The organism is Olleya namhaensis (assembly GCF_900114005.1).
Classification (GTDB): Bacteria; Bacteroidota; Bacteroidia; order Flavobacteriales; family Flavobacteriaceae; genus Olleya; species Olleya namhaensis.
The window spans coordinates 389,259-408,890 of sequence record NZ_FORM01000001.1 but is presented as its reverse complement, the minus strand read 5'-3'; the positions used below and the strand labels follow the sequence as shown (position 1 = coordinate 408,890).

18 protein-coding genes are annotated in these 19,632 nt (G+C 34.1%); 7 read left to right on the top strand and 11 right to left on the bottom strand.

Going from position 1 to position 19,632, the window contains the following annotated elements; genetic code table 11:
- Positions 1-13: 13 nt before the first annotated feature.
- The 8 genes from BMZ09_RS01750 to BMZ09_RS01715 form a co-directional block, all read right to left on the bottom strand.
- Positions 14-1,096 carry an efflux RND transporter periplasmic adaptor subunit gene (locus tag BMZ09_RS01750; protein ID WP_090836943.1) on the bottom strand — a complete coding sequence of 361 codons (1,083 nt, stop codon included), beginning with the start codon at positions 1,094-1,096 and terminating at the stop codon, positions 14-16.
- Between the two features lie 149 nt (positions 1,097-1,245).
- Positions 1,246-1,656, bottom strand: coding sequence for a hypothetical protein (locus tag BMZ09_RS01745; RefSeq protein ID WP_090836941.1), 411 nt, complete (start codon positions 1,654-1,656; stop codon positions 1,246-1,248).
- A 141-nt stretch (positions 1,657-1,797) separates the two neighbouring features.
- Positions 1,798-3,054 (bottom strand): hypothetical protein, encoded by a 1,257-nt coding sequence (locus tag BMZ09_RS01740; protein ID WP_090836939.1) that lies wholly within the window; start codon positions 3,052-3,054, stop codon positions 1,798-1,800.
- Between the two features lie 102 nt (positions 3,055-3,156).
- Positions 3,157-5,328 (bottom strand): prolyl oligopeptidase family serine peptidase, encoded by a 2,172-nt coding sequence (locus BMZ09_RS01735; RefSeq protein ID WP_090836937.1) that lies wholly within the window; start codon positions 5,326-5,328, stop codon positions 3,157-3,159.
- A 127-nt stretch (positions 5,329-5,455) separates the two neighbouring features.
- Complete coding sequence (locus BMZ09_RS01730) at positions 5,456-6,445, bottom strand: aspartate-semialdehyde dehydrogenase (protein WP_090836935.1); 990 nt, start codon at positions 6,443-6,445, stop codon at positions 5,456-5,458.
- 149 nt (positions 6,446-6,594) lie between these two features.
- Positions 6,595-6,996 (bottom strand): large conductance mechanosensitive channel protein MscL, encoded by a 402-nt coding sequence (gene mscL, locus BMZ09_RS01725; RefSeq protein WP_090836934.1) that lies wholly within the window; start codon positions 6,994-6,996, stop codon positions 6,595-6,597.
- Between the two features lie 96 nt (positions 6,997-7,092).
- A complete protein-coding gene (gene alr, locus BMZ09_RS01720) occupies positions 7,093-8,199 on the bottom strand; it encodes an alanine racemase (protein WP_090836932.1) in 1,107 nt (368 codons plus the stop codon).
- Positions 8,192-8,839, bottom strand: a complete 648-nt coding sequence (locus BMZ09_RS01715) for a thymidine kinase (RefSeq protein WP_090836931.1) — start codon at positions 8,837-8,839, stop codon at positions 8,192-8,194. The genes alr and BMZ09_RS01715 overlap by 8 nt, the downstream gene beginning before the upstream one ends.
- A 120-nt stretch (positions 8,840-8,959) precedes the next feature.
- Between BMZ09_RS01715 and BMZ09_RS01710 the strand changes: the two genes are divergently transcribed.
- Both BMZ09_RS01710 and BMZ09_RS01705 read left to right on the top strand, forming a co-directional pair.
- Entirely contained in the window at positions 8,960-9,691 is a 732-nt protein-coding gene (locus tag BMZ09_RS01710; RefSeq protein ID WP_090836929.1) for a hypothetical protein, read from the top strand.
- 50 nt (positions 9,692-9,741) lie between these two features.
- Positions 9,742-10,125, top strand: coding sequence for a DoxX family protein (locus tag BMZ09_RS01705; protein ID WP_090836927.1), 384 nt, complete (start codon positions 9,742-9,744; stop codon positions 10,123-10,125).
- Here the strand turns inward: BMZ09_RS01705 and BMZ09_RS01700 are convergent.
- Entirely contained in the window at positions 10,114-13,512 is a 3,399-nt protein-coding gene (locus BMZ09_RS01700) for a DUF7933 domain-containing protein (RefSeq protein ID WP_090836925.1), read from the bottom strand. The genes BMZ09_RS01705 and BMZ09_RS01700 overlap by 12 nt on opposite strands.
- Positions 13,513-13,607: 95 nt before the next feature.
- Between BMZ09_RS01700 and rsmI the strand changes: the two genes are divergently transcribed.
- A complete protein-coding gene (gene rsmI / locus BMZ09_RS01695) occupies positions 13,608-14,282 on the top strand; it encodes a 16S rRNA (cytidine(1402)-2'-O)-methyltransferase (protein ID WP_090836923.1) in 675 nt (224 codons plus the stop codon).
- Between the two features lie 20 nt (positions 14,283-14,302).
- Positions 14,303-14,653, top strand: coding sequence for a HopJ type III effector protein (locus BMZ09_RS01690; protein ID WP_090836921.1), 351 nt, complete (start codon positions 14,303-14,305; stop codon positions 14,651-14,653).
- A gap of 63 nt (positions 14,654-14,716) precedes the next feature.
- Here the strand turns inward: BMZ09_RS01690 and BMZ09_RS01685 are convergent, their stop codons facing one another.
- On the bottom strand, positions 14,717-15,307 hold the full coding sequence (locus tag BMZ09_RS01685) for a carboxymuconolactone decarboxylase family protein (RefSeq protein WP_090836920.1): 591 nt from the start codon (positions 15,305-15,307) through the stop codon (positions 14,717-14,719).
- A 60-nt stretch (positions 15,308-15,367) separates the two neighbouring features.
- Between BMZ09_RS01685 and BMZ09_RS01680 the strand changes: the two genes are divergently transcribed.
- Genes BMZ09_RS01680 through BMZ09_RS01670 form a run of 3 tightly spaced genes read left to right on the top strand, consistent with a single transcriptional unit; the run spans position 15,368 to position 18,799 of the window.
- The gene (locus BMZ09_RS01680; RefSeq protein WP_090836918.1) at positions 15,368-15,787 is read left to right on the top strand and encodes an OsmC family protein; all 420 of its coding nucleotides are present in this window, start codon (positions 15,368-15,370) and stop codon (positions 15,785-15,787) included.
- 47 nt (positions 15,788-15,834) lie between these two features.
- Positions 15,835-17,526 carry a single-stranded-DNA-specific exonuclease RecJ gene (recJ, locus tag BMZ09_RS01675; RefSeq protein WP_090836917.1) on the top strand — a complete coding sequence of 564 codons (1,692 nt, stop codon included), beginning with the start codon at positions 15,835-15,837 and terminating at the stop codon, positions 17,524-17,526.
- A gap of 1 nt (position 17,527) precedes the next feature.
- Entirely contained in the window at positions 17,528-18,799 is a 1,272-nt protein-coding gene (locus tag BMZ09_RS01670) for an MFS transporter (protein WP_090836915.1), read from the top strand.
- On the opposite strand, the gene BMZ09_RS01665 is transcribed toward BMZ09_RS01670, so the two are convergent.
- Complete coding sequence (locus BMZ09_RS01665) at positions 18,796-19,551, bottom strand: UDP-2,3-diacylglucosamine diphosphatase (RefSeq protein ID WP_090836914.1); 756 nt, start codon at positions 19,549-19,551, stop codon at positions 18,796-18,798. The genes BMZ09_RS01670 and BMZ09_RS01665 overlap by 4 nt on opposite strands.
- Positions 19,552-19,632: the final 81 nt, after the last annotated feature.

Sequence of the window (19,632 nt, the reverse complement as noted above, 5' to 3'; positions counted from 1 at the left end):
TTAAATTCTAAAATTATTCAGCGTATAAGTCTAACTCAGACATTACTTTGTTTGGCTCTAAAAATTTGGTTTCTATTTCTTCATTGTTTTTAACCATTCTGATACCTTCTAGTAAGATAGTATCGTTTTCAGATAGTCCTTTACTAACAATAAATAGATGTGGTAACTCTGCACCAATAGTAATTTCTTTTTGTTTTACGATATGGTCTTGATCTACAATAAAAACATAGGTTTTATCTAAGACTTGAAACGTTGCTTTTTGAGGAATAATAATAACGTCTTTAAAAGGTACTGCCATTAATACGCTACCTGTTTCGCCATGTCTTAGGATTCCATCCGGATTTGGAAACGTGGCTCTAAAAGCAATATTTCCTGTTTCGCTGTTAAACTCTCCTTCAATAGTTTCAACAATTCCTTTTTGGTTGAATTGTTTGTTGTTAGCCATTAGTAAGCCAACTTCTTTTTTAGTGTCTTTATCGGCGCTAGTAATATAGTCTAGGTATTCTGCTTCAGGGACATTAAAATAGACCCACATTTGACTATTATCAGACAATGTTGTAAGTAATTCGCCTTCATCTAAAAGGCTCCCTTCTCTTGCTTCTAAATGGTCCATGATACCATCAAAAGGCGCTGTAATTCTAGTAAAACCTAAATGTGTTTGTGCTAAAGTTACTTCAGCATTAGCTTTATCTAAATTAGCATTTGCCATGGCTAATTCGTTTTGAGAAACGACATTACCATCCGCCAATAATTTCGTGTTTTGAAACTCAATTTTGGCAGCGTCAGATTCGGCTTTAGCCTTCTGTAATTCAGCTTGATAAATATTTGGCATTATTTGGAACATGGCTTGTCCCTTTTTAACATGTTGCCCTTCGTCTACAGAGATGCTTTTTAGATAACCTCTTTCTAAGGCTCTTAATTCGATATGTCTAATAGAATGTATTTGACTAACATAATCTTTAGTTATAGTGGTGTCTTTTTTAATAGGATTGGTAACAAGAAAAGCAACGTGTTCTTTCTTTTCTTCTTTTTTAGTTTCGCAACTTGTATGAATTAGACATGCGAATAAACCCATGAAAATGAAGATTTTTTTCATAATTTTTTATTTAAAATAAATTGGTAAAATAAAATGTGATTGCAGCAAGTCATTGCCAATACGGCACAAGACAGGCTGTTTGTGTTATATTATTTTTTTTGAAATATGTAATAAACCAATAAAAATTAGTCTATAATAGAAAGAAAAAATCAGATTATAAAGACTTCTAATCTAACATGAAGTTTTGTCGAAGGTTGACAAACGATATAGGTGAAACTGTTAGCTTCTTTTTGAAGTTTAGAAGATAAATCACTTAATAATTGAGTATGAAACAGTTTTAAAATATAACTACTAAAAGAGTTAATAGTCGTGCTACTAACGGTTTCTTCGTTTTCTGCTTCTTCGGCTTCGGTATAATCGAAAAACCATTCTGCTGTTTCGTTTTGTTGAATTGTAAAATTAGATATAGTACCTAAGTTGGCATCTACTGAAGCTTTATTTTCATGATTACCAGCTAAAGCATAGTCCGCATCAATTGCAGTATCTGCATGTGCGTTAGTTAGTCCTGTCAATAGCAAGAGTGCTAATAAGGATAAATATTTAGTGACTATTTTGTTCATTTACGAGTGCAAAACTAGAGTAATTGATTATTACTACCAAACTAAAGATTGCTTTTTAAGTCTTCTTTAAGAAGAAAAATAATGTATTAAAAAAGTCGCTCTGATTTAGAGCGACTCTTTAATTTAAAATTAGTTTTATGACTATTCTATAACAATATTACTGTTATACATTTTATAAGAACCATCCGCTTGTTTGACGCAAGGCTTATATTCTCCTTTGTAAACTTTAAAGATTATTTCTTCACCATCATTAGTAATAATAGTGTTATTTCCGTCTCCAAAATGACGAAGTGTTTTTACATCATTTTCGTAAATGTAAATTTCTGGCTTTATTTTAGAGTCTAAAGATGCAATACCAGACTTAACATTTGGAACAAAATTTTGAATCTCTATTTTAGAATAGTTTATTGGGTCTTTAGATTTGTAAGTGTATTTTCCTGCAGGTAGTGTAATTAAATATGCACTATTTGGTGTTACAGCAACAGTTACTAAGTTGTCTGAATTTTCTAATGAATTAGCGCTTTCAAAACGACTAAATATTGTTTTGTAATTTGAAGTCCAAGTATCAAAGAATCCAGTGTTTTCTTTAACTAATTCAAAATAGGTTTTAGCAGCGTTTATGTCTTTTTTTAATAAACTTGCAGAAGTTAAATTGGCGTAAATAACGCGATTTTTTATCTTGTCTTTAACTTTTTTTCCAAAATCAACATTTAATTGAGCGGTCCAAAAAGCAATAGCTTTATCTAGTGCTTCCGTATCGTTACTGTTAGCAACAATGGCATCTATTAAAGGTTTAGAAGACGTGTTAAAACTTTCTGCAGCACCGTCCTTTGTTTTTTTAAACAATCCAAATGGCACTTTTAGGTCTGCACTACCTGAGAATAAATGCTCATATTCTTTAAGTAAATCCTGTACGTGTTCTGTAACAATAAGTGCTTTTGTTATGTTTCTTGTATCCCTGTTTACTATACTGTATTCGCTTTTTGCTGCGGATACATTCTTTTCTACAGTTTCTTTAATGTTCAAGAGTAGTTTGTTTTCTTTATTTAACACCATGATATTGTATGTGCCTTGTAAAACAATTAATCCTGGACTAGATTTTAATTGGTTACCAGAAAAACCAACAATTACCTGTAAGTCTGCATTTTCAGTAACACGCTCTAACCCACTTAGGTTTATGCCTTCTGTATTGGATGCTATTGTTGGATTTGCTTCAGTAGCAGTATAATTCCAGTATTTTCCATCATCTTGAATGGTGTAGCTATACGTTTTAGTGTTTTTTAGAATCTCTGGTTGATCAAAAGTAGCTTTAACGTCTTGCGTTTTAACATCCGCTTTTTGCGCTGTTGCAGTTAGTGAGGCAAAAGCAACACATGCTAGTAAAAGTATTTTTTTCATAAGTTTAAATGTTGGGGAATGGTTATTGTTGAAATAAAAAATAGCAGCAAACGGTTAATATATTTTACTAACCACTTGCTGCTATTTTTTTAAGTAATATTATTAGTCTTTAAAATCTTCGATTTCTGTTGGTAAAACATCAAATCCCATATTAAAAAGTGTAAAACCATAGATGTCCGCATATTGCTCTATTGTTTTACTTACAGGTGTTCCGGCACCGTGACCAGCATCAGTTTCGATACGTATTAATGTTGGATTGCTTCCTGTTTGCTTGTCTTGTAATTGGGCAGCAAATTTAAAACTATGTGCAGGTACAACTCTGTCATCGTGATCACCTGTGGTTACCATAGTTGCAGGATATTCTACACCTTCTTTTACATTATGTACAGGAGAGTACCCCATTAAATAATCAAACATTTCTTTGCTGTCTTCTGCTGTTCCGTAGTCATAAGCCCAACCTGCTCCTGCAGTAAAAGTATGATAACGTAACATGTCTAAAACACCAACTGCAGGTAAAGCAACCTTCATTAAATCTGGACGTTGCGTCATCGTTGCACCAACTAATAATCCACCGTTTGATCCACCACGGATTGCTAAAAAGTCTGATGAGGTATATTTTTGATCAATAAGGTATTCCGCAGCAGCGATAAAATCGTCAAAAACATTTTGTTTTTTTAATTGCGTTCCTGCATCATGCCAAGCTTTTCCGTATTCTCCACCACCACGTAAATTTGGTACAGCATAAATACCACCTTGTTCCATCCAAACCGCATTAGCGATGCTAAAACTAGGCGTTAAACTAACGTTGAAACCACCATAACCATAAAGAATAGTTGGGTTTTTACCATTAAGTTCTAATCCTTTTTTGTGCGTGATTATCATTGGTACTTTTGTACCGTCTTTTGAAGCATAAAAAACTTGCTTGCTCTCGTAATTTTCAGGATTAAAATCGATATCTGGTTTACGGAATAATTCTGAAGTTCCGTTTTCTATATCGTATTTGTAAATGCTGCCTGGAGTTACATAATTTGTAAACGAATAGTATAATTCTTTTTCATCTTTTTTAGCACCAAAACCAGCTGCGCTTCCTACACCTGGTAATTTAACTTCTCTAACCAATTTACCATCGTAATCATATTGCATTACTTTAGATACGGCGTCAACCATATATTCAGTAAAAAAGTATCCGCCAGCTGTTGATGGACTTAACACATTTTTAGTTTCTGGTATAAAATCTACCCAGTTTTCTGGAGTAGGATTAGACGCGTCAACTGTAACTATTTTTTTATTTGGCGCGTTAAGGTTTGTTACTAAAAATAATTTTGACCCTTCATTAACTAATACATAGGTGTCGTTATCGGTATTACCAATAATCTCCACTAGTTTAGAATTAGGTTGCGTTAAATCTTTGATATATAATTTGTTTCCTGAGGTAGAAACACGAGGAGAAATTATTAAGTAACGGTCGTCTTCTGTTACTGAACCGTAAATGTATCTGTGTTTTTCTGAAGCTTTACCACCAAAAATTAATTGATCTTCTTTTTGAGGTGTTCCTAATTTGTGATAGTAAACTTTGTGTTGGTCTGTTTTTGCAGACAGCTCACTACCTTTAGGCTTGTCATAACTAGAGTAGTAAAAGCCTTCGTTTTTATACCAAGACATCCCACTAAATTTAATATCGACTAAAGTGTCTTCGACAATTTTTTTAGATTCGATATCCATAACTAATATTTTACGCCAATCGCTACCTCCTTCAGAGATGGCGTAGGCTAAAACGCTACCGTTTTTAGAAAAACTTGTCCCACCTAAAGAGATGGTTCCGTCTTCTTTAAAAGTATTTGGGTCTAAAAATACTGTTGCTGTACTTGGGTCTTCACCGGTTTTGTATCTATAGATAACATATTGGTTTTGTAATCCATCGTTTTTATAAAAATAAGTGTATTCTCCTTCTTTAAAAGGAGCGCCAATTTTCTCGTAATTCCATAGTTTTTCAAGACGCTGTTTAAGTGCTTTTCTGTACGGTATATTGTCTAAGTATGAGTGTGTCGCTTTGTTTTCTGCTTTTACCCAAGCTTCCGTTTCAGCACTTTTATCATCTTCTAACCATCGGTATGGGTCTTTTACAACCGTTCCAAAATAATTGGTTACTGTATCTGCTTTTTTAGTATCAGGATAGTCAACGACTATATCTCTTTTTACTGCTTGTTGTTGGTCTTCTTCTTTACACGACATAATTATGGAAAGGGTTAATAGACAAAGTGCTATTTTTTTCATGTTATAAATACGTTTTGGTTGTGACTATAAATTTAAACAAAAAAGTGCTTGTTTAAAATAAACAAGCACTTTTTAAGATTTCAAGCGTTACGCTATAATAGATAGCAGTACGCTTTTTGGTTTTATATTAAACCAATTTATTTTTTACTAAATATTCTGCAATTTGGACTGTGTTTGTTGCAGCACCTTTACGAAGGTTATCACTTACAATCCACATGTTAATTGTGTTTGCTTGAGATAAATCACGTCTAATACGACCAACAAAAACATCGTCTTTACCATTAGCATATAAAGGCATTGGGTATGTGTTTACGTCTGTATTGTCTTGTACAACTACACCGTCTGTTTGGCTAAGTAATTCCCTAACTTCTGTTAAGTCAAAGTCGTTTTCAAAAGCAATATTTACAGACTCACTATGTCCACCAGCAGTAGGTATTCTTACCGCAGTTGCTGTTACCGCTATAGTATTATCGTTTAATATTTTTTGAGTTTCGTTTACTAGTTTTAATTCTTCTTTAGTATAACCATTGTCTTCAAAGACATCGCAATGCGGGATTGCATTTTTAAAGATAGGATAGTGGTATGCCATTTCTCCATCAATTCCGGCTAATTCGTTTTCTAATTGTTGTACTGCTTTTACACCTGTACCAGAAATAGATTGGTAAGTTGAAACAACAACACGTTTGATTTTGTATTTTTTATGAAGCGGAGCCAAACACATTACCATTTGTATGGTAGAGCAATTTGGGTTTGCTATAATTTTATCTGATGTAGTTAATTGATCCGCATTAATTTCTGGAACAATTAATTTTTTGCTTTGATCCATTCTCCACGCAGAAGAATTATCAATAACGGTAGTACCAACTTCCGCAAATTTTGGAGCCCACTCTAAAGACGTGTTTCCTCCTGCCGAAAATAAAGCAATATCAGGCTTAGCATTTACGGCATCTTGTAAGCTTACAATGGTATAATCTTTACCATTAAATGAGATAGATTTACCTACAGAACGTTCTGATGCTACAGGAATAAATTCTGAAATAGGAAACTGTCTTTCTTCTAGTACTTTACGCATTACTTCTCCAACCATTCCGGTTGCTCCAACTACTGCTACTCTCATTTTTACTATTAATTTAATTAAGGTTTAAAATTAGGGTATTTAAGTAAAGAAAGAATATAAAAAGTATTAATTTTTTCGTAAAAATTAGGCGTAAAAAAAACCGATTTTAAATATAAAATCGGTTTTTGATACTAATAATAGAATTTAGATTACTTTTTTAAAGCGTCTCTGATTTCCATTAATAATTCATTATCAGTTGGTCCTGCTGGTGCAGCAGCCTCAACTGGCTTCTTAGTTTTATTGTAAGCTTTAACCATTAAGAACATTACAAAACCAACAATAAATAAGTTAATTATTGTATTGATCCATGCACCGTAACGGATACTGTTAGCAGCTTTTTCTACTGTTCCGTCAGCAGCTAATACTGCTGGATCTAATTGGTAAGCTAAGCTAGCGAAGTCCATTCCTCCTGCAAAATGACCTACAACTGGCATAATGATGTCTCCAACAAAACCGTTAATTACAAGTCCTATAGCTCCAGCCATAATTACAGCAACCGCAAATTCAATTACGTTTCCTGTCATGATAAAATTCTTAAATTCTTTAAGCATAATGTTCTAATTTTAAATGTTAGTTTATATTTACTACTTCGAATTTAGTTAATTTTTTAACATAAACAGGAAAAAACAGGTCGGTTGGGTACTAACTTATCGACAAATTACGCGTTTTACTCGCTGAGATACCGCAGTAAGCAATTCGTATGAGATAGAATTGGCGTTTTCTGCTAAAGTGTCTACAGTGTGATTTGTATCAAAAATGACGACTTGATCACCTTCTTTACAGTCTATATTTGTGACATCTACCATAATCATGTCCATACAAACGTTACCTAATATGTATGCTTTTTGATTATTAATAGTCACAAAACCATGTCCATTACCATATTGTCTATTAATACCATCTGCATGGCCAATAGGTAATGTTGCTGTTTTTGTATCTTTTGCTGCTATATAGGCTCTATTATACCCTAGACTCTCGCCTTGTTTTATATGATGTATTTGAGATATAATTGTTTTTAAAGATGCAATAGGTTTTAGGTGTTTATTAAATCGGGGATCGTTTCCAAAACCATAAAGACCAATACCGCTTCTAACCATATCAAAATGTGCTTCAGGATAATTTAATAGTCCTGATGTATTACATAGGTGTAGGAAAGGTTTGTAATCTAAATAACGATATACTTTTTTATAGATAGCTGTAAAACGTTCTATTTGCTTTAAAGTAAAATCTGGGTGTTCCACTTCTTCGCTTTCTGCTAAATGAGAAAATAGACTTTTTACTTTTATAGTTTCAGTTTTAGATAGTGCTTCTGAAATTTCAGGGATATCTTGATCTGCAAAACCAAGCCTGTTTAGGCCTGTATTAAATTTTAAATGAACAGGGTAGTTACTTTGTTTATGTGTTTCAGCGCAAGCGATAAAAAGATCCAATAAACGTTTGGAGTATAAACTTGGTTCCAAGCAGCGCTCAATAATGGTGTCAAAACTAACAGGAAGAGGGTGTAGCACTAAAATTGGGGTTGTTACACCAGCATCGCGAAGTGCAACGCCTTCATAAGTATAAGCAACTGCAAAGTAATCAACATCTAATGTTTCTAGATATTTAGCGACCTCTTCAGCATCACTACCGTAAGCAAATGCTTTTACTACTGCCAGAAATTTTGTGTTTCCTGATAGTTTAGATTTTAAATACTCAAAGTTATGTTTTAGGGCATTTAAATCTATTTCTAAAACGGTTTCTTGAGCGTTAACCATTTGTTGTTTTAGGTTTTTGATCTACTTGTTGTGCATCCTGAACAGTTATGTCTTTTATTTTTTCTCGCATGGTTGCTTTGTAATAAGCAGCTCTAGACAGTGGCTCATACTCTTCAGTTTCACCTAATAAAACTAAGTTGTCATTAGCAGATTTTCTAAAACTATATTGTGCAAGGTTTCCTGTTCTAGTGCATACCGCATGTACTTTTGTAACATATTCTGCAGTCGCCATTAAATTAGGCATTGGTCCAAAGGGGTTTCCTTTAAAATCCATATCTAGTCCGGCAACAATCACACGAATTCCTTTGTTTGCTAGATCATTACATACTCTAACAATTTCGTCATCAAAAAACTGAGCTTCGTCAATACCAACCACATCGCAACCGTCTGCTAATATTGGAATATTGGCAGCAGCGGGTACGGGAGTCGATCTGATCTCGTTAGAATCGTGAGAGACAACCATCTCTTCGTCATAACGTGTATCGATTGCTGGTTTAAAAATTTCAACTTTTTGTTTAGCAAATTGAGCACGTTTAAGCCTACGGATTAACTCTTCTGTTTTACCAGAAAACATTGATCCACAGATGACTTCAATCCATCCAAATTGTTCTTTTTGATTTACTGTATTTTCGAGAAACATTTTGTAAATTTAGCACTAAAACGTAATGTGTTTACGTTTTGTATAAAGGTGGGTCAAATTTATTAAAAATCAAAAGGCTAACTTGCAATAAATTCAAAAATTATAAAAAAAAATAAAACCATGAAGAAGAAATTAGAATCAGAATTAATGAGTATAGCACATAGGATTCTAAAGCTAGGTGGTAAAGAGGATGTTAACCAAATGCATGCTGAGGTTGCTGCTTTGTATGAAAAATTAACTGTTTTGAAGTTTGCAAGCGAAAATTTAGACGACGCTTTGCCAACTATAGGAAATGACTCCTCGTTTTTTGATATGTTAGACTCTGCTTTTAATAATAAGGTAAGCGATAATATTGAAGTTGATAATAAAACCTACATTAACTTAGATGATGATGAAGATGATGCTATAATGGAGCCATTAATGGAGAAAATTAAGGATATGGTTGCTCAAATGCCGGACGAAACCCATCAGGTGGACGATTTGCTTGCTTCAGTTTTACCAAAGGAAGACTATAGTAAAAACGATTTTGAAGATATCACTGCTGGATTTGATGATATTCCTGTTTTTGAACCGGTAGCAAAGTCTGATGCTAATGAGAAAAAGAGTTTAAACGATAGATTGAAATCTGGATTAAATATAGGTTTAAATGATAAGTTAGCTTTTATCAAACATTTGTTTGATGGAGAAGTTGACGATTATAACAGAGTGTTATCACAATTAAACACATCGTCTTCTTTAGAAGAAGCAAGTAATTTAATTAATAATGTGGTTAAGCCAGATTATAATAATTGGGAAGGTAAAGAAGATTACGAAATCCGCTTTATGGCAATTATTGGTGCTAGATTTGAGTAGTCTGGTTGCAAGTATCTGCTTAAAATAATTAAAAATCACACAATAATTACATGAAACAAACATCTATAAAAAACATATTATATTGGGTTAGTACAATTTTGGTTTGCGCCATGTTTTTGTACTCGGCTCAAATGTACTTTTTCAATACAGCAATGATAGAAGGCTATTTTAAAAGTTTAAACTATCCGACTTATATTGTAATTCCTTTAGCTATTATTAAAGTTTTAGGTGTTGTCATGATTTTATGGCGTAAAAGTGCTTGGCTCACAGAATGGGCTTATGCAGGCTTTTTCTTTGATGTCATATTAGCTACTGTTGCGCATTACAATGCAGGACATGGTCTTTTTGGGATGTCTTTTTATACTATTTTTATAGTGTTAGTGTCTTATTTTTTGGGTAAAGATGTGCGTCAAAAAAACAAATTAATAGTTTAAATAAATGTAACCTGTAAAAGGGGTGTTTATTGTTGGAATAGTTAAAACATAGTAATAAGATCCTACTGGTAGCACTTTGTTTTGATTAAAAGGGCCTTTATTTGGCATTCCGTTCCAATTATTTATATAATTGTTACTTTGATAAAGTAAGGTGCCATACCTATTGTAAATATTTAAACTGTTATTTGGATAGTCTTCAATGCATGGAACAACAAAGGTGTCGTTTATCGCATCATTACCAGGAGAAAATCCGTTAGGGATTTGTAGACAATTACTGACTGTTACTTCTGCTGAATCCTCATTGTTTGTTTCATCTCTGTCAATTTCTAAAACTTCACTTAAAGAGGCGGTATTTAATAAGTTGTTAGATGAAATTACTTGTGCAGTAATAGTTAAACTCTCCGATTGATTAGGCTGTAAGTTACTTAAACTCCATAAAAACGAAGCGGTGTCATAATTACCCAAGCTAGTATTGGCGCTTATCAAAAGGTAACCTAAAGGTAGCTGTTCAAAAATTAAAATGGTTGTAGCTTCTGTCGTTCCAACATTAGTTGCATTAATAGTAAAAACTACTTCTTCTCCAATAGACGATTGGGTTGGTGTTACTGATTTTAATATTTGAATATCAACATTACTGGTGTCTTCTAAAACAGTTAATGTGGCATTAGCTTGAGTACTATCAATATTATTTTGATCACTAAAATTAGTGGTGTTATTATTGTAAACGCCATCTATGTTGGAGGTTACTACAACAGAAAAACTACAGCTTTCTATACCTTCAGGGATGGTTAAATCAGATACTTCAACAACAGTACCGCCTATTGTACTAGTAAATGTTGCTGTGCATCCATTACTATTAGTCCACGTTATCGGTCCAGCTACAGTTAGTCCTGCGGGTAAATTATCTGTAAACGTTATGTTTGATTGTGCAGTGTTTTCAGCAATATTAAACACTGTAAATTCCAATATGCTTTGTTGACCAGAAATAATTTGGTTTGGAGTAAAGGTTTTTTGTACCCTTGGAGCAATAACTTGCATGTTGCTTATTGATAAGTTAGTCTCGGGTGTAAGCTCATTGTTTTCGTCAATATTTGCTATTGCTTCGGCTGAATTTGTAAAAGCACCTCCATAACTAGGTGCTATAACGGGTATTATTATTTGTAATGTAGAACCAGCTTCCATATTTGCAATAGTACCAGAAATGGTATTACCAGAAATAGTAAAGGAAGGTACGCAAGTAGCAACGCCTGTGCTAACCAAGCAAGATGGCGTCCCGTTAATTATAAATTGAGGACCTAATATATCTTCAAAAGCAATGTTTGTTGCGTTAGAGCTTGTATTACTATTAGTAATGTCTATTATCCAATTAAAAGCAGTATTAACACCAACAGAAGTTGATTGAGGATACGTTTGAACTAGAATATCAATACATGATGCAAGATAGGTTGACACGGAGTCTGTGTTGTCATCTAGGAAAAGCTCGTTGGGTTCGTTTACACTGCTTATTTCAACGTTATTAGTTACCGCAATCGCGTTTGTACTACATGCAGGTTGCCATTCTATTACGACTTCGTATGTTATTGAGCTTTGTGCAGGAAGCGTAACATTTTCTTCTGGCGTAATTTCCCAAAAAACATCATTTATTCCCGAATCTGGAATACCGTCTTGAAATACACCAATGTTTGCATTGACAATATCATAACAAGTAGCTGTTCCTGTAGTTTCAATACAATTTACAGAAATTAATGTTCCAGAAGAAGGTTCTGAAATATAATCATTGAGAGCTATTACAGAATCAACGTTACTATAATTGGTAGCGACAATTTGATAAGTTATTGGTTCCCATTCAATGGTATTAGCAGGAGATGAGCCGGCTGGTAATTCTGGGCTTACTTGTGCTTTTGTAACGCTAAGTTTAACAATTTCTTCAGGGTTACAAACCTCAAGCGGTGGTAATAGCAAATGGTCACTATCGATATTATTATCCATATTTGGATCAATAATAGTGCTTTCTAGTAAGTTTACGCCACTCGTTACGTGTATTATTGAATTGTCTTCTAGTTGTGTTGTGCAATCGTCAGGTTCTAAAAATATTACCACTGTAGTTACAGTAATTGTAGTATTAGCGGGTAAGATAAACTCATTGCTTCCCCAAAATTGACCTTGATCCGTTAGTGTAAAATCATTACACGCAATAGGACCTGTTGTGGTGTCACAATTTATAGATATAATATCCCAAGCGGTATTGAAGTTTATATTTTGTATATTTTGAAGAAAAAAGCGCATGTATGCATCTTCGGGACCCATATTGCAAATTGTAGTAACAAAAGTGACTTCTTCGTTCCAATCAAGGTCTGTTGAAAGGCCAGGATTAGTTTGCTCAGTAGATATACATAAGTCTGCCATATCACAAAGGATACCTTGAGGTAAAAGATTAGTAATACTATTAGAAGTATCTGAAGACTGATTAATGTTAGAAGGAGAAAGTGAAAGTTCAATAAAACTAGATAATTGCAAGTTTTCAAGCTCGGTAGCGCAAGTAGGCTCTAAAAAAAGAACTTCCATTTCAAAAGTTAGTGCACCTCCAGCAGGGAATTCTATGGGTGTATTAAAACTAAATAAATAATCTGATGATGTTACGTCAGTCACCGCACCTCCTGAAGTGGAGGTGTCTGGACATGTCATTCCAGAAGTAGTATTAATACAGTTTAGACTATTAAGTTGTATTCTGGGTACACCAATTAATGGGGCAAAAGGATTGTTAAATTTGTTTTTAAATTGCTGTAACGGAAACGGGACTGCGCTATTGTTTGTAATAGTAAATTGATAGGTTATTGTCTGATTCCAATCCGTTATTGAAGTACCACTAACTGGTGAGATCTGATTATAATCAACAGTAAAGTTTATTGGTAACTCAACAATATCTATAGATATAACAGATGTGTTATTGGATAGGTCGCTATCTGCAGTGCCGTCAGGTGCAACAACAGTTGTGTTTGTTGCAATACCTCCTGGTGTTAGAGGTGCTTTTGCAGTCACTTTAAGTTGCACACTACTATTAGAAGGTAAGCTGCTGATTGTGCCTGATAATACATTCCCCGCTAAAGCTATGGATGTAATTGCACTAGCACCTCCAGTTTGGTTTTGACTAATAGTGCTTAAAACCGTTAGATTAGAGTTTAATGACTGAGAAAACGTAGCGTTATTTACAGCTGCTCCTGAATTAAAAACGGTAATAATATATTGAAAATCTTCATAAATATTAACTTGAGAAACAGACACTCCATTTAGGTCTTGTGCAGCAACTACTATGGATAAATCTGTTGTTTGTGCGTTACTCATTAATAACGAAAAACAAAAAATAAGTAAGCAAAATGATTTTTTCATGGTTGGTTGGTTTATTAATAGATGTCTAATTTACAAAAAGGTTGCTTCAACTCTCTCAAAAAGATTGTAAATTTGAATAAGAATTGAGTTAAAATATGAGTAAATTATACATAGTTCCAACGCCAATTGGAAACCTTAAGGATATGACATTTAGAGCTGTAGAGGTTTTAAAGGACGTCGATTTAATTTTAGCAGAAGACACACGGACCTCTGGGAAGTTATTAAAACACTACCAAATCGGTACACAAATGCAAAGCCACCATATGCATAACGAGCATAAAACGGTGGATAATTTGGTGCAAAAATTAAAGGCAGGAACAACCATTGCTCTAATAAGTGATGCAGGTACGCCAGCCATTTCTGATCCGGGATTTTTACTAACTAGAGCGTGTGTAGAACATGGTATTGAGGTAGATTGCCTTCCAGGGGCAACTGCTTTTGTACCCGCATTAGTAAATAGTGGTTTTCCAAATGATAAATTTATTTTTGAAGGTTTTTTACCCGTAAAAAAAGGACGCCAAACAAGATTAAAACTATTAGCCGAAGAGACCAGAACCATCATTTTTTACGAAAGTCCGCATAAGTTAATCAAAACCTTAGGTCATTTCTGTGAGTATTTTGGAGAAGACAGACCCGTCTCTGTTTCTAGAGAATTAACTAAATTATACGAAGAAACGATTCGCGGTACCGCCAAAGAAGTTTTAGAACATTACACTAATAAGCCACCTAAAGGTGAAATTGTAATTGTGGTAGGCGGAAAAAGTAAATAAAATCAGAGCATAACATAACGATGACTATAACAGCGTTTAAATTTAAATTAAAAAACACCCCAAATACAATCGCTTTCGCGGAAACTTTGCAAGTAGTAGATACGTATTTTGATTTTAAACCAACAGCTTTTACAAATGGTTTGTTGCAAAATGCTGAAGGAGAAAATTCGGGATCATGTAAAGTGTTTGCTTTTGCAAAAGCAGAAACTTTATCTAAAACCGAAACCTTGGCTTGTTTTGGGCAGTATTATTTTGATGAGGTTTTAAACGATCCCAATGGAACAGGTCACCAAAATATCAGAAACTTTATTAAAACAGGTTTTGAAGGGTTACATTTTAATAAAAATCCGTTAACTAAAAAGACTATTTAATAAAAAAACCTCACTATTTCTAGTAAGGTTTTTGATATATAATAATTATAAATAAGCTTTAAATTATACGTGTTTTCCAACTTCAAAACCGTGTTTGCCTAAGTATTGGTTTCCGCTATCAATAGCATCTTCTTCTAAGGTTGTTCCCATACTATCATTCCATCTGTTTAAGTATCCAAACAAAGAGATTACACCAAGCATTTCTACAATTTCTCCTTCATCCCAATGGTCGTGTAAACGTGTTTTAATGTCGCCATCAACAGCATTTGGTACTTGACTAGCAGCTAAGCTAAAATCTAAAGCAGCACGCTCTGCATCATTAAAAGCAGGGTGTGTTCTGTATTCCCAGATGTTATCTAATTGCTCTTGTTCTGCTCCATAACGCTCGGCAGCTCTAATGGCGTGTGCTTGACAATAACGACAACCTGTAGCATTACTGCTTACCCATGCAATCATTCGTTTTAAAGCTGAGGTTACACGACCTTCATTAGCCATAACCGCTTTGTTTAAATTGATAAAGGCTTTACTAATAGCAGGTCTACGTTGCATGGTTAAAACCGAATTTGGACAAAATCCAAGGGTCTCGTTAAAGAATGTTGCCAGTTCTTTAGTTTCTAAATCGTGATCTGCTGTTAAAGGTGTTATTAAAGGCATTGTTTTTTGTTTTTAAGTAGTATTTTTGATTGATATCAATAAACGAAAAAATATTCAATTATGTCGCATAAAATTACAACCAATTGGAAAGGAAACATGTTATTCGATTCTGATAACCCAAGTGGTCACCATGTTTTAATGGATACAGATGTAGAAGGTAAAGAGAGAGAAGGATTGTCTCCTAAAGCCTTAATGCTATCATCCTTAGCGGGTTGTTCTGGATTAGACGTTGTGTCTATTTTAGATAAAATGAAAATTAATACCTATGATTTAAAAATGGAGGTTGAAGGTTTGTTAACTGACGAGCATCCTAAATATTACCATACCGTAATTTTAGATTATCATTTTACTGGTGAGGATTTAAATGAAGAAAAAATAAATAGAGCAGTACAATTATCAGTTGAAAAATACTGTGGTGTTATGGAGATGTTTAGACGATTTGCGGAAGTTAAAACTAATGTGCATTTTCATAATAAATAATATTATTTACTTAGAAAAGAGTCTAATTTTTATTCTAAATCCACTACATGCGCTGGACCTTAAAACCAAAACCCAATCCTGAAACTGTTAATTCTTTAGCAGATAGTTTACAAATTGATGCACCCATTGCGTCTCTTTTAGTACAGCGTGGCATTGAAAATTTTGAGGATGCTAAATCTTTTTTTAGACCTAGCTTAGACCATTTGCATGATCCGTATTTAATGAAGGATATGGATAAAGCTGTGATTAGAATAGAGCACGCTATTGCTAATAATGAAAATATATTGGTATATGGCGATTATGATGTCGATGGCACGACTTCTGTTGCATTGATGTCATCGTATTTAAAAACAAAAACACCTTTAGTTGCGACTTATATTCCTGATAGGTATGGCGAAGGTTATGGGGTTTCTTATAAAGGAATTGACTTTGCGGAAGACAATGATTTTGGTCTTATTATAGCATTAGATTGTGGAGTAAAGGCGGTAGACAAAGTCGCTTATGCGAAAGCAAAAAACATAGATTTTATAATTTGTGATCACCACAGACCAGGAGCAGTTGTGCCAGACGCTGTCGCTGTTTTAGACCCTAAACAAGCCGATTGTAATTACCCTTATAAAGAGTTATGTGGTTGTGGTGTTGGATTTAAATTAATCCAAGCCTTAGCAGGAAAAGATGGTGAAACTATTGCCGATTTACTGCCATATTTAGATTTAGTAGCCACAGCAATTGGTGCCGATATTGTTCCCATTACTGGGGAAAATAGGATTTTGGCATACCACGGATTAAAAGTGGTTAATCAAAAGTCGAGAGCTGGATTTAGAGCTATTATCAATCAGCTTAAAAAAGACACGTTAACTATTACGGATGTTGTGTTTACTATTGCGCCACGTATTAATGCTGCAGGGCGAATGAAACATGGACAATATGCGGTTGACTTATTAACTGAAGTTGATTTTGATACAGCGGTTACTTATGCTGAAGAGATAGAAGAATTTAATACAGACCGACGCGAAACTGATAAAACCATTACGGTTGAAGCGTTAGCACAAATAATAGAAAACAAAGAGGAACAAAGACTAACCTCTGTAGTGTATCAAGAAGATTGGCACAAAGGGGTTATTGGTATTGTGGCCTCAAGATTAATAGAGACGTATTACAGACCAACATTAGTGTTTACTAAAAGTGGAGATAAATTAGCAGCTTCTGCAAGATCCGTTTCTGGGTTTGATGTCTATAATGCCTTAGAGGCTTGTAGTGAGCATATCGAACAGTTTGGAGGGCACATGTATGCTGCAGGTTTAACGCTTAAAGAAGAAAACTATGAAGCCTTTAAACAAGCGTTTGAAGATGAGGTTTCCAAAACAATAGATAAAAATTTATTAACACCAGAAATTAAAATTGATACCACTTTAGAACTAAGTGCTATTGACGATAAATTTTGGCGTATTGTTAAACAGTTTGCACCTTTTGGACCTGGAAACATGACACCTATTTTTATGTCGGAAGATTTAAAAGACACTGGTTATGGAAAATGTGTAGGAGAAGACGATAAGCATATTAGATGCACAGTGACGCAATCTGGTAGAGAAAAATTTGTGTGTATTGGTTTTAATTTAGGCGATAAATTAAACCTTATAAAAGATAGAAAACGTTTTAAAGCGGTCTATTCTGTAGACGAAAATCATTGGCAAGGCAATGTGTCTTTGCAATTAAAATTAAGAGATTTAAAAGAGTAATATGGCTAAAAATGATCCATACGCAGCATTAAGAATAAGAGAGTTTAATATCTTTTTATTATTAAGATTTGCCTTAGTTTTTGGTTGGTCCATGCAGTTTATTGTTATTGAGTGGGAGGTGTATACTTTAACTAAAGATCCCTTGTATTTAGGGTTAATTGGATTAATGGAAATTATTCCTGCTTTTACTATGGCTTTATTTGCAGGTCATATTGTAGACCAAAGAGAAAAACGAAATTTGTTAGCGCTATGTATCGCAGCATTTTCTTTAATTAGTTTGGGCTTGTTTTTATTGACTTGGGATACGGTTGTTGGCCATTGGGAAACCAATACTATTTTATACTGTATTTATGCTTTGGTCTTTTTTGGAGGTTTTTTACGATCGTTTTTTGGTCCTACTATTTTCTCTTTAATAGCGTTATTGGTTCCTAAAAAAATCTATCCTAATGCGGCGACCTGGAGTAGTAGTACTTGGAAAGCAGCAACCGTTTTAGGAGCATTATTTGGAGGTTTTTTTATAGGATGGATTGGTGTGGCTAGCACATTGTGTATTGTGTTTGTGTTAGTGGCTTTAGCTTTTGTTATCACGTTTCAGATAGAAAAGAAGCCTATTTTAAACCCTAATATTGGTGAGTCTGTAAAGGAGAGTTTAAAGGTTGGACTTAAGTTTGTGTTTAATAATAAAGCTATTTTAGGGGCTTTGTCTTTAGATATGATTGCTGTATTATTTGGTGGTGCAGTTGCTTTGTTATCTGTTTTTGCTCAAGATATTTTACATGTTGGACCAAAAGGGTTTGGTGTTTTAAATGCGTCAATATCTATTGGTAGTATATTAACTATGTTTATTACAACCTACTTACCGGTTAGTAAAAATGCAGGTAAAAAGTTATTAATTTCTATTTTTGGTTTTGGAATTTGTATTATTATTTTTGGAATGTCAGAACTGTTTTGGGTTAGTGTTGCAGCCTTGTTTTTTTCTGGAGTAACAGATGGCGTGTCTATGGTAATACGTCAAACCATATTACAATTAAAAACGCCTGATCACATGCGTGGTCGTGTAGCATCAGTAAACAGTATGTTTGTTGGGTCGTCTAATGAGCTTGGTGCTTTTGAAAGCGGTATTGCTGCCAAATATTTAGGTGGTGCTGCTAGAGCTGTAATTTTTGGGGGTGTCATGACGCTATTGACAGTAGTTGCTATTGGAGCAAAAAATAAAACGTTAAGAAACTTAGATTTAACTAAGGATATTGAGGACCATGAAAAGGAGGATTAATAGTCCTTTAACTCCATGTTTTCGCCATCAAAAACCCCATAAGTAAAGTACTGTATCCAATCGCCTAGATTAACGTATTTAGAGTTGTTACCTAAGTTTATGTTTAATGGTAAGTGTCTGTGTCCAAAGACAAAGTAATCGCGGTGTTTAGTTTCTAATTTGCGTTTGCAGTATTGTACTAACCACTCTTTGTCGTCTCCTAAAAATTTAGCATCATCGTCTCCAGAAATCATTTTATTTTTAACGGACATATATTGTCCTAAACGCAAAGCAAAGTCTGGGTGCAATAAACGTTGGAATAACCATTTAGCAACAGGATTGGTAAACACTTTTTTCATGCGTTTATACCCTTTGTCTTCTGGACCTAAACCATCTCCATGTCCTATAAAAAAGGTTTTATTGTTAAAGGTAAATTCTTTTGGTTTGTGGTAAACTGGGATGTTTAATTCTTCTTCAAAATAACCATCCATCCATAAATCATGGTTACCTACAAAGTAATAGATTGGGATTCCGGAGTCACTAATTTCAGCTAGTTTACCTAATGTTCTTGTAAATCCTTTTGGTATTACACGTTTGTATTCCATCCAAAAATCAAACATATCCCCTAGTAAGAAAATAGCTGCTGCATCTTCTTTTACCATGTCTAACCATGCGACAAACTTTTTTTCGCGTGGTAAAGACAGTGCTTTTGTTGGTGCGCCTAAATGATTGTCTGAGGCGAAATATATTTTTTTTCCTTTTGGAATTTGCATGCTGTAAAGATACTTAATTCTTGATAATGCCTTGTGTTGGCTGAGGGTTGCGTTAGCGATTGATACGGCATCCTTTTTTGT

Bases quoted from the DNA above. Each gene is read 5' to 3' on its own strand.
- BMZ09_RS01670 (WP_090836915.1), top strand. From the start codon at position 17,528: ATGGCTAAAAATGATCCATACGCAGCATTAAGAATAAGAGAGTTTAAT.
- BMZ09_RS01715 (WP_090836931.1), bottom strand. From the start codon at position 8,839: ATGTTTCTCGAAAATACAGTAAATCAAAAAGAACAATTTGGATGGATT.
- BMZ09_RS01690 (WP_090836921.1), top strand. From the start codon at position 14,303: ATGACTATAACAGCGTTTAAATTTAAATTAAAAAACACCCCAAATACA.
- BMZ09_RS01745 (WP_090836941.1), bottom strand. From the start codon at position 1,656: ATGAACAAAATAGTCACTAAATATTTATCCTTATTAGCACTCTTGCTA.
- rsmI (WP_090836923.1), top strand. From the start codon at position 13,608: ATGAGTAAATTATACATAGTTCCAACGCCAATTGGAAACCTTAAGGAT.
- BMZ09_RS01700 (WP_090836925.1), bottom strand. From the start codon at position 13,512: ATGAAAAAATCATTTTGCTTACTTATTTTTTGTTTTTCGTTATTAATG.
- recJ (WP_090836917.1), top strand. From the start codon at position 15,835: ATGCGCTGGACCTTAAAACCAAAACCCAATCCTGAAACTGTTAATTCT.
- BMZ09_RS01705 (WP_090836927.1), top strand. From the start codon at position 9,742: ATGAAACAAACATCTATAAAAAACATATTATATTGGGTTAGTACAATT.
- alr (WP_090836932.1), bottom strand. From the start codon at position 8,199: ATGGTTAACGCTCAAGAAACCGTTTTAGAAATAGATTTAAATGCCCTA.
- BMZ09_RS01750 (WP_090836943.1), bottom strand. From the start codon at position 1,096: ATGAAAAAAATCTTCATTTTCATGGGTTTATTCGCATGTCTAATTCAT.
- BMZ09_RS01735 (WP_090836937.1), bottom strand. From the start codon at position 5,328: ATGAAAAAAATAGCACTTTGTCTATTAACCCTTTCCATAATTATGTCG.
- BMZ09_RS01730 (WP_090836935.1), bottom strand. From the start codon at position 6,445: ATGAGAGTAGCAGTAGTTGGAGCAACCGGAATGGTTGGAGAAGTAATG.
- mscL (WP_090836934.1), bottom strand. From the start codon at position 6,996: ATGCTTAAAGAATTTAAGAATTTTATCATGACAGGAAACGTAATTGAA.
- BMZ09_RS01665 (WP_090836914.1), bottom strand. From the start codon at position 19,551: ATGCAAATTCCAAAAGGAAAAAAAATATATTTCGCCTCAGACAATCAT.
- BMZ09_RS01685 (WP_090836920.1), bottom strand. From the start codon at position 15,307: ATGCCTTTAATAACACCTTTAACAGCAGATCACGATTTAGAAACTAAA.
- BMZ09_RS01740 (WP_090836939.1), bottom strand. From the start codon at position 3,054: ATGAAAAAAATACTTTTACTAGCATGTGTTGCTTTTGCCTCACTAACT.
- BMZ09_RS01710 (WP_090836929.1), top strand. From the start codon at position 8,960: ATGAAGAAGAAATTAGAATCAGAATTAATGAGTATAGCACATAGGATT.
- BMZ09_RS01680 (WP_090836918.1), top strand. From the start codon at position 15,368: ATGTCGCATAAAATTACAACCAATTGGAAAGGAAACATGTTATTCGAT.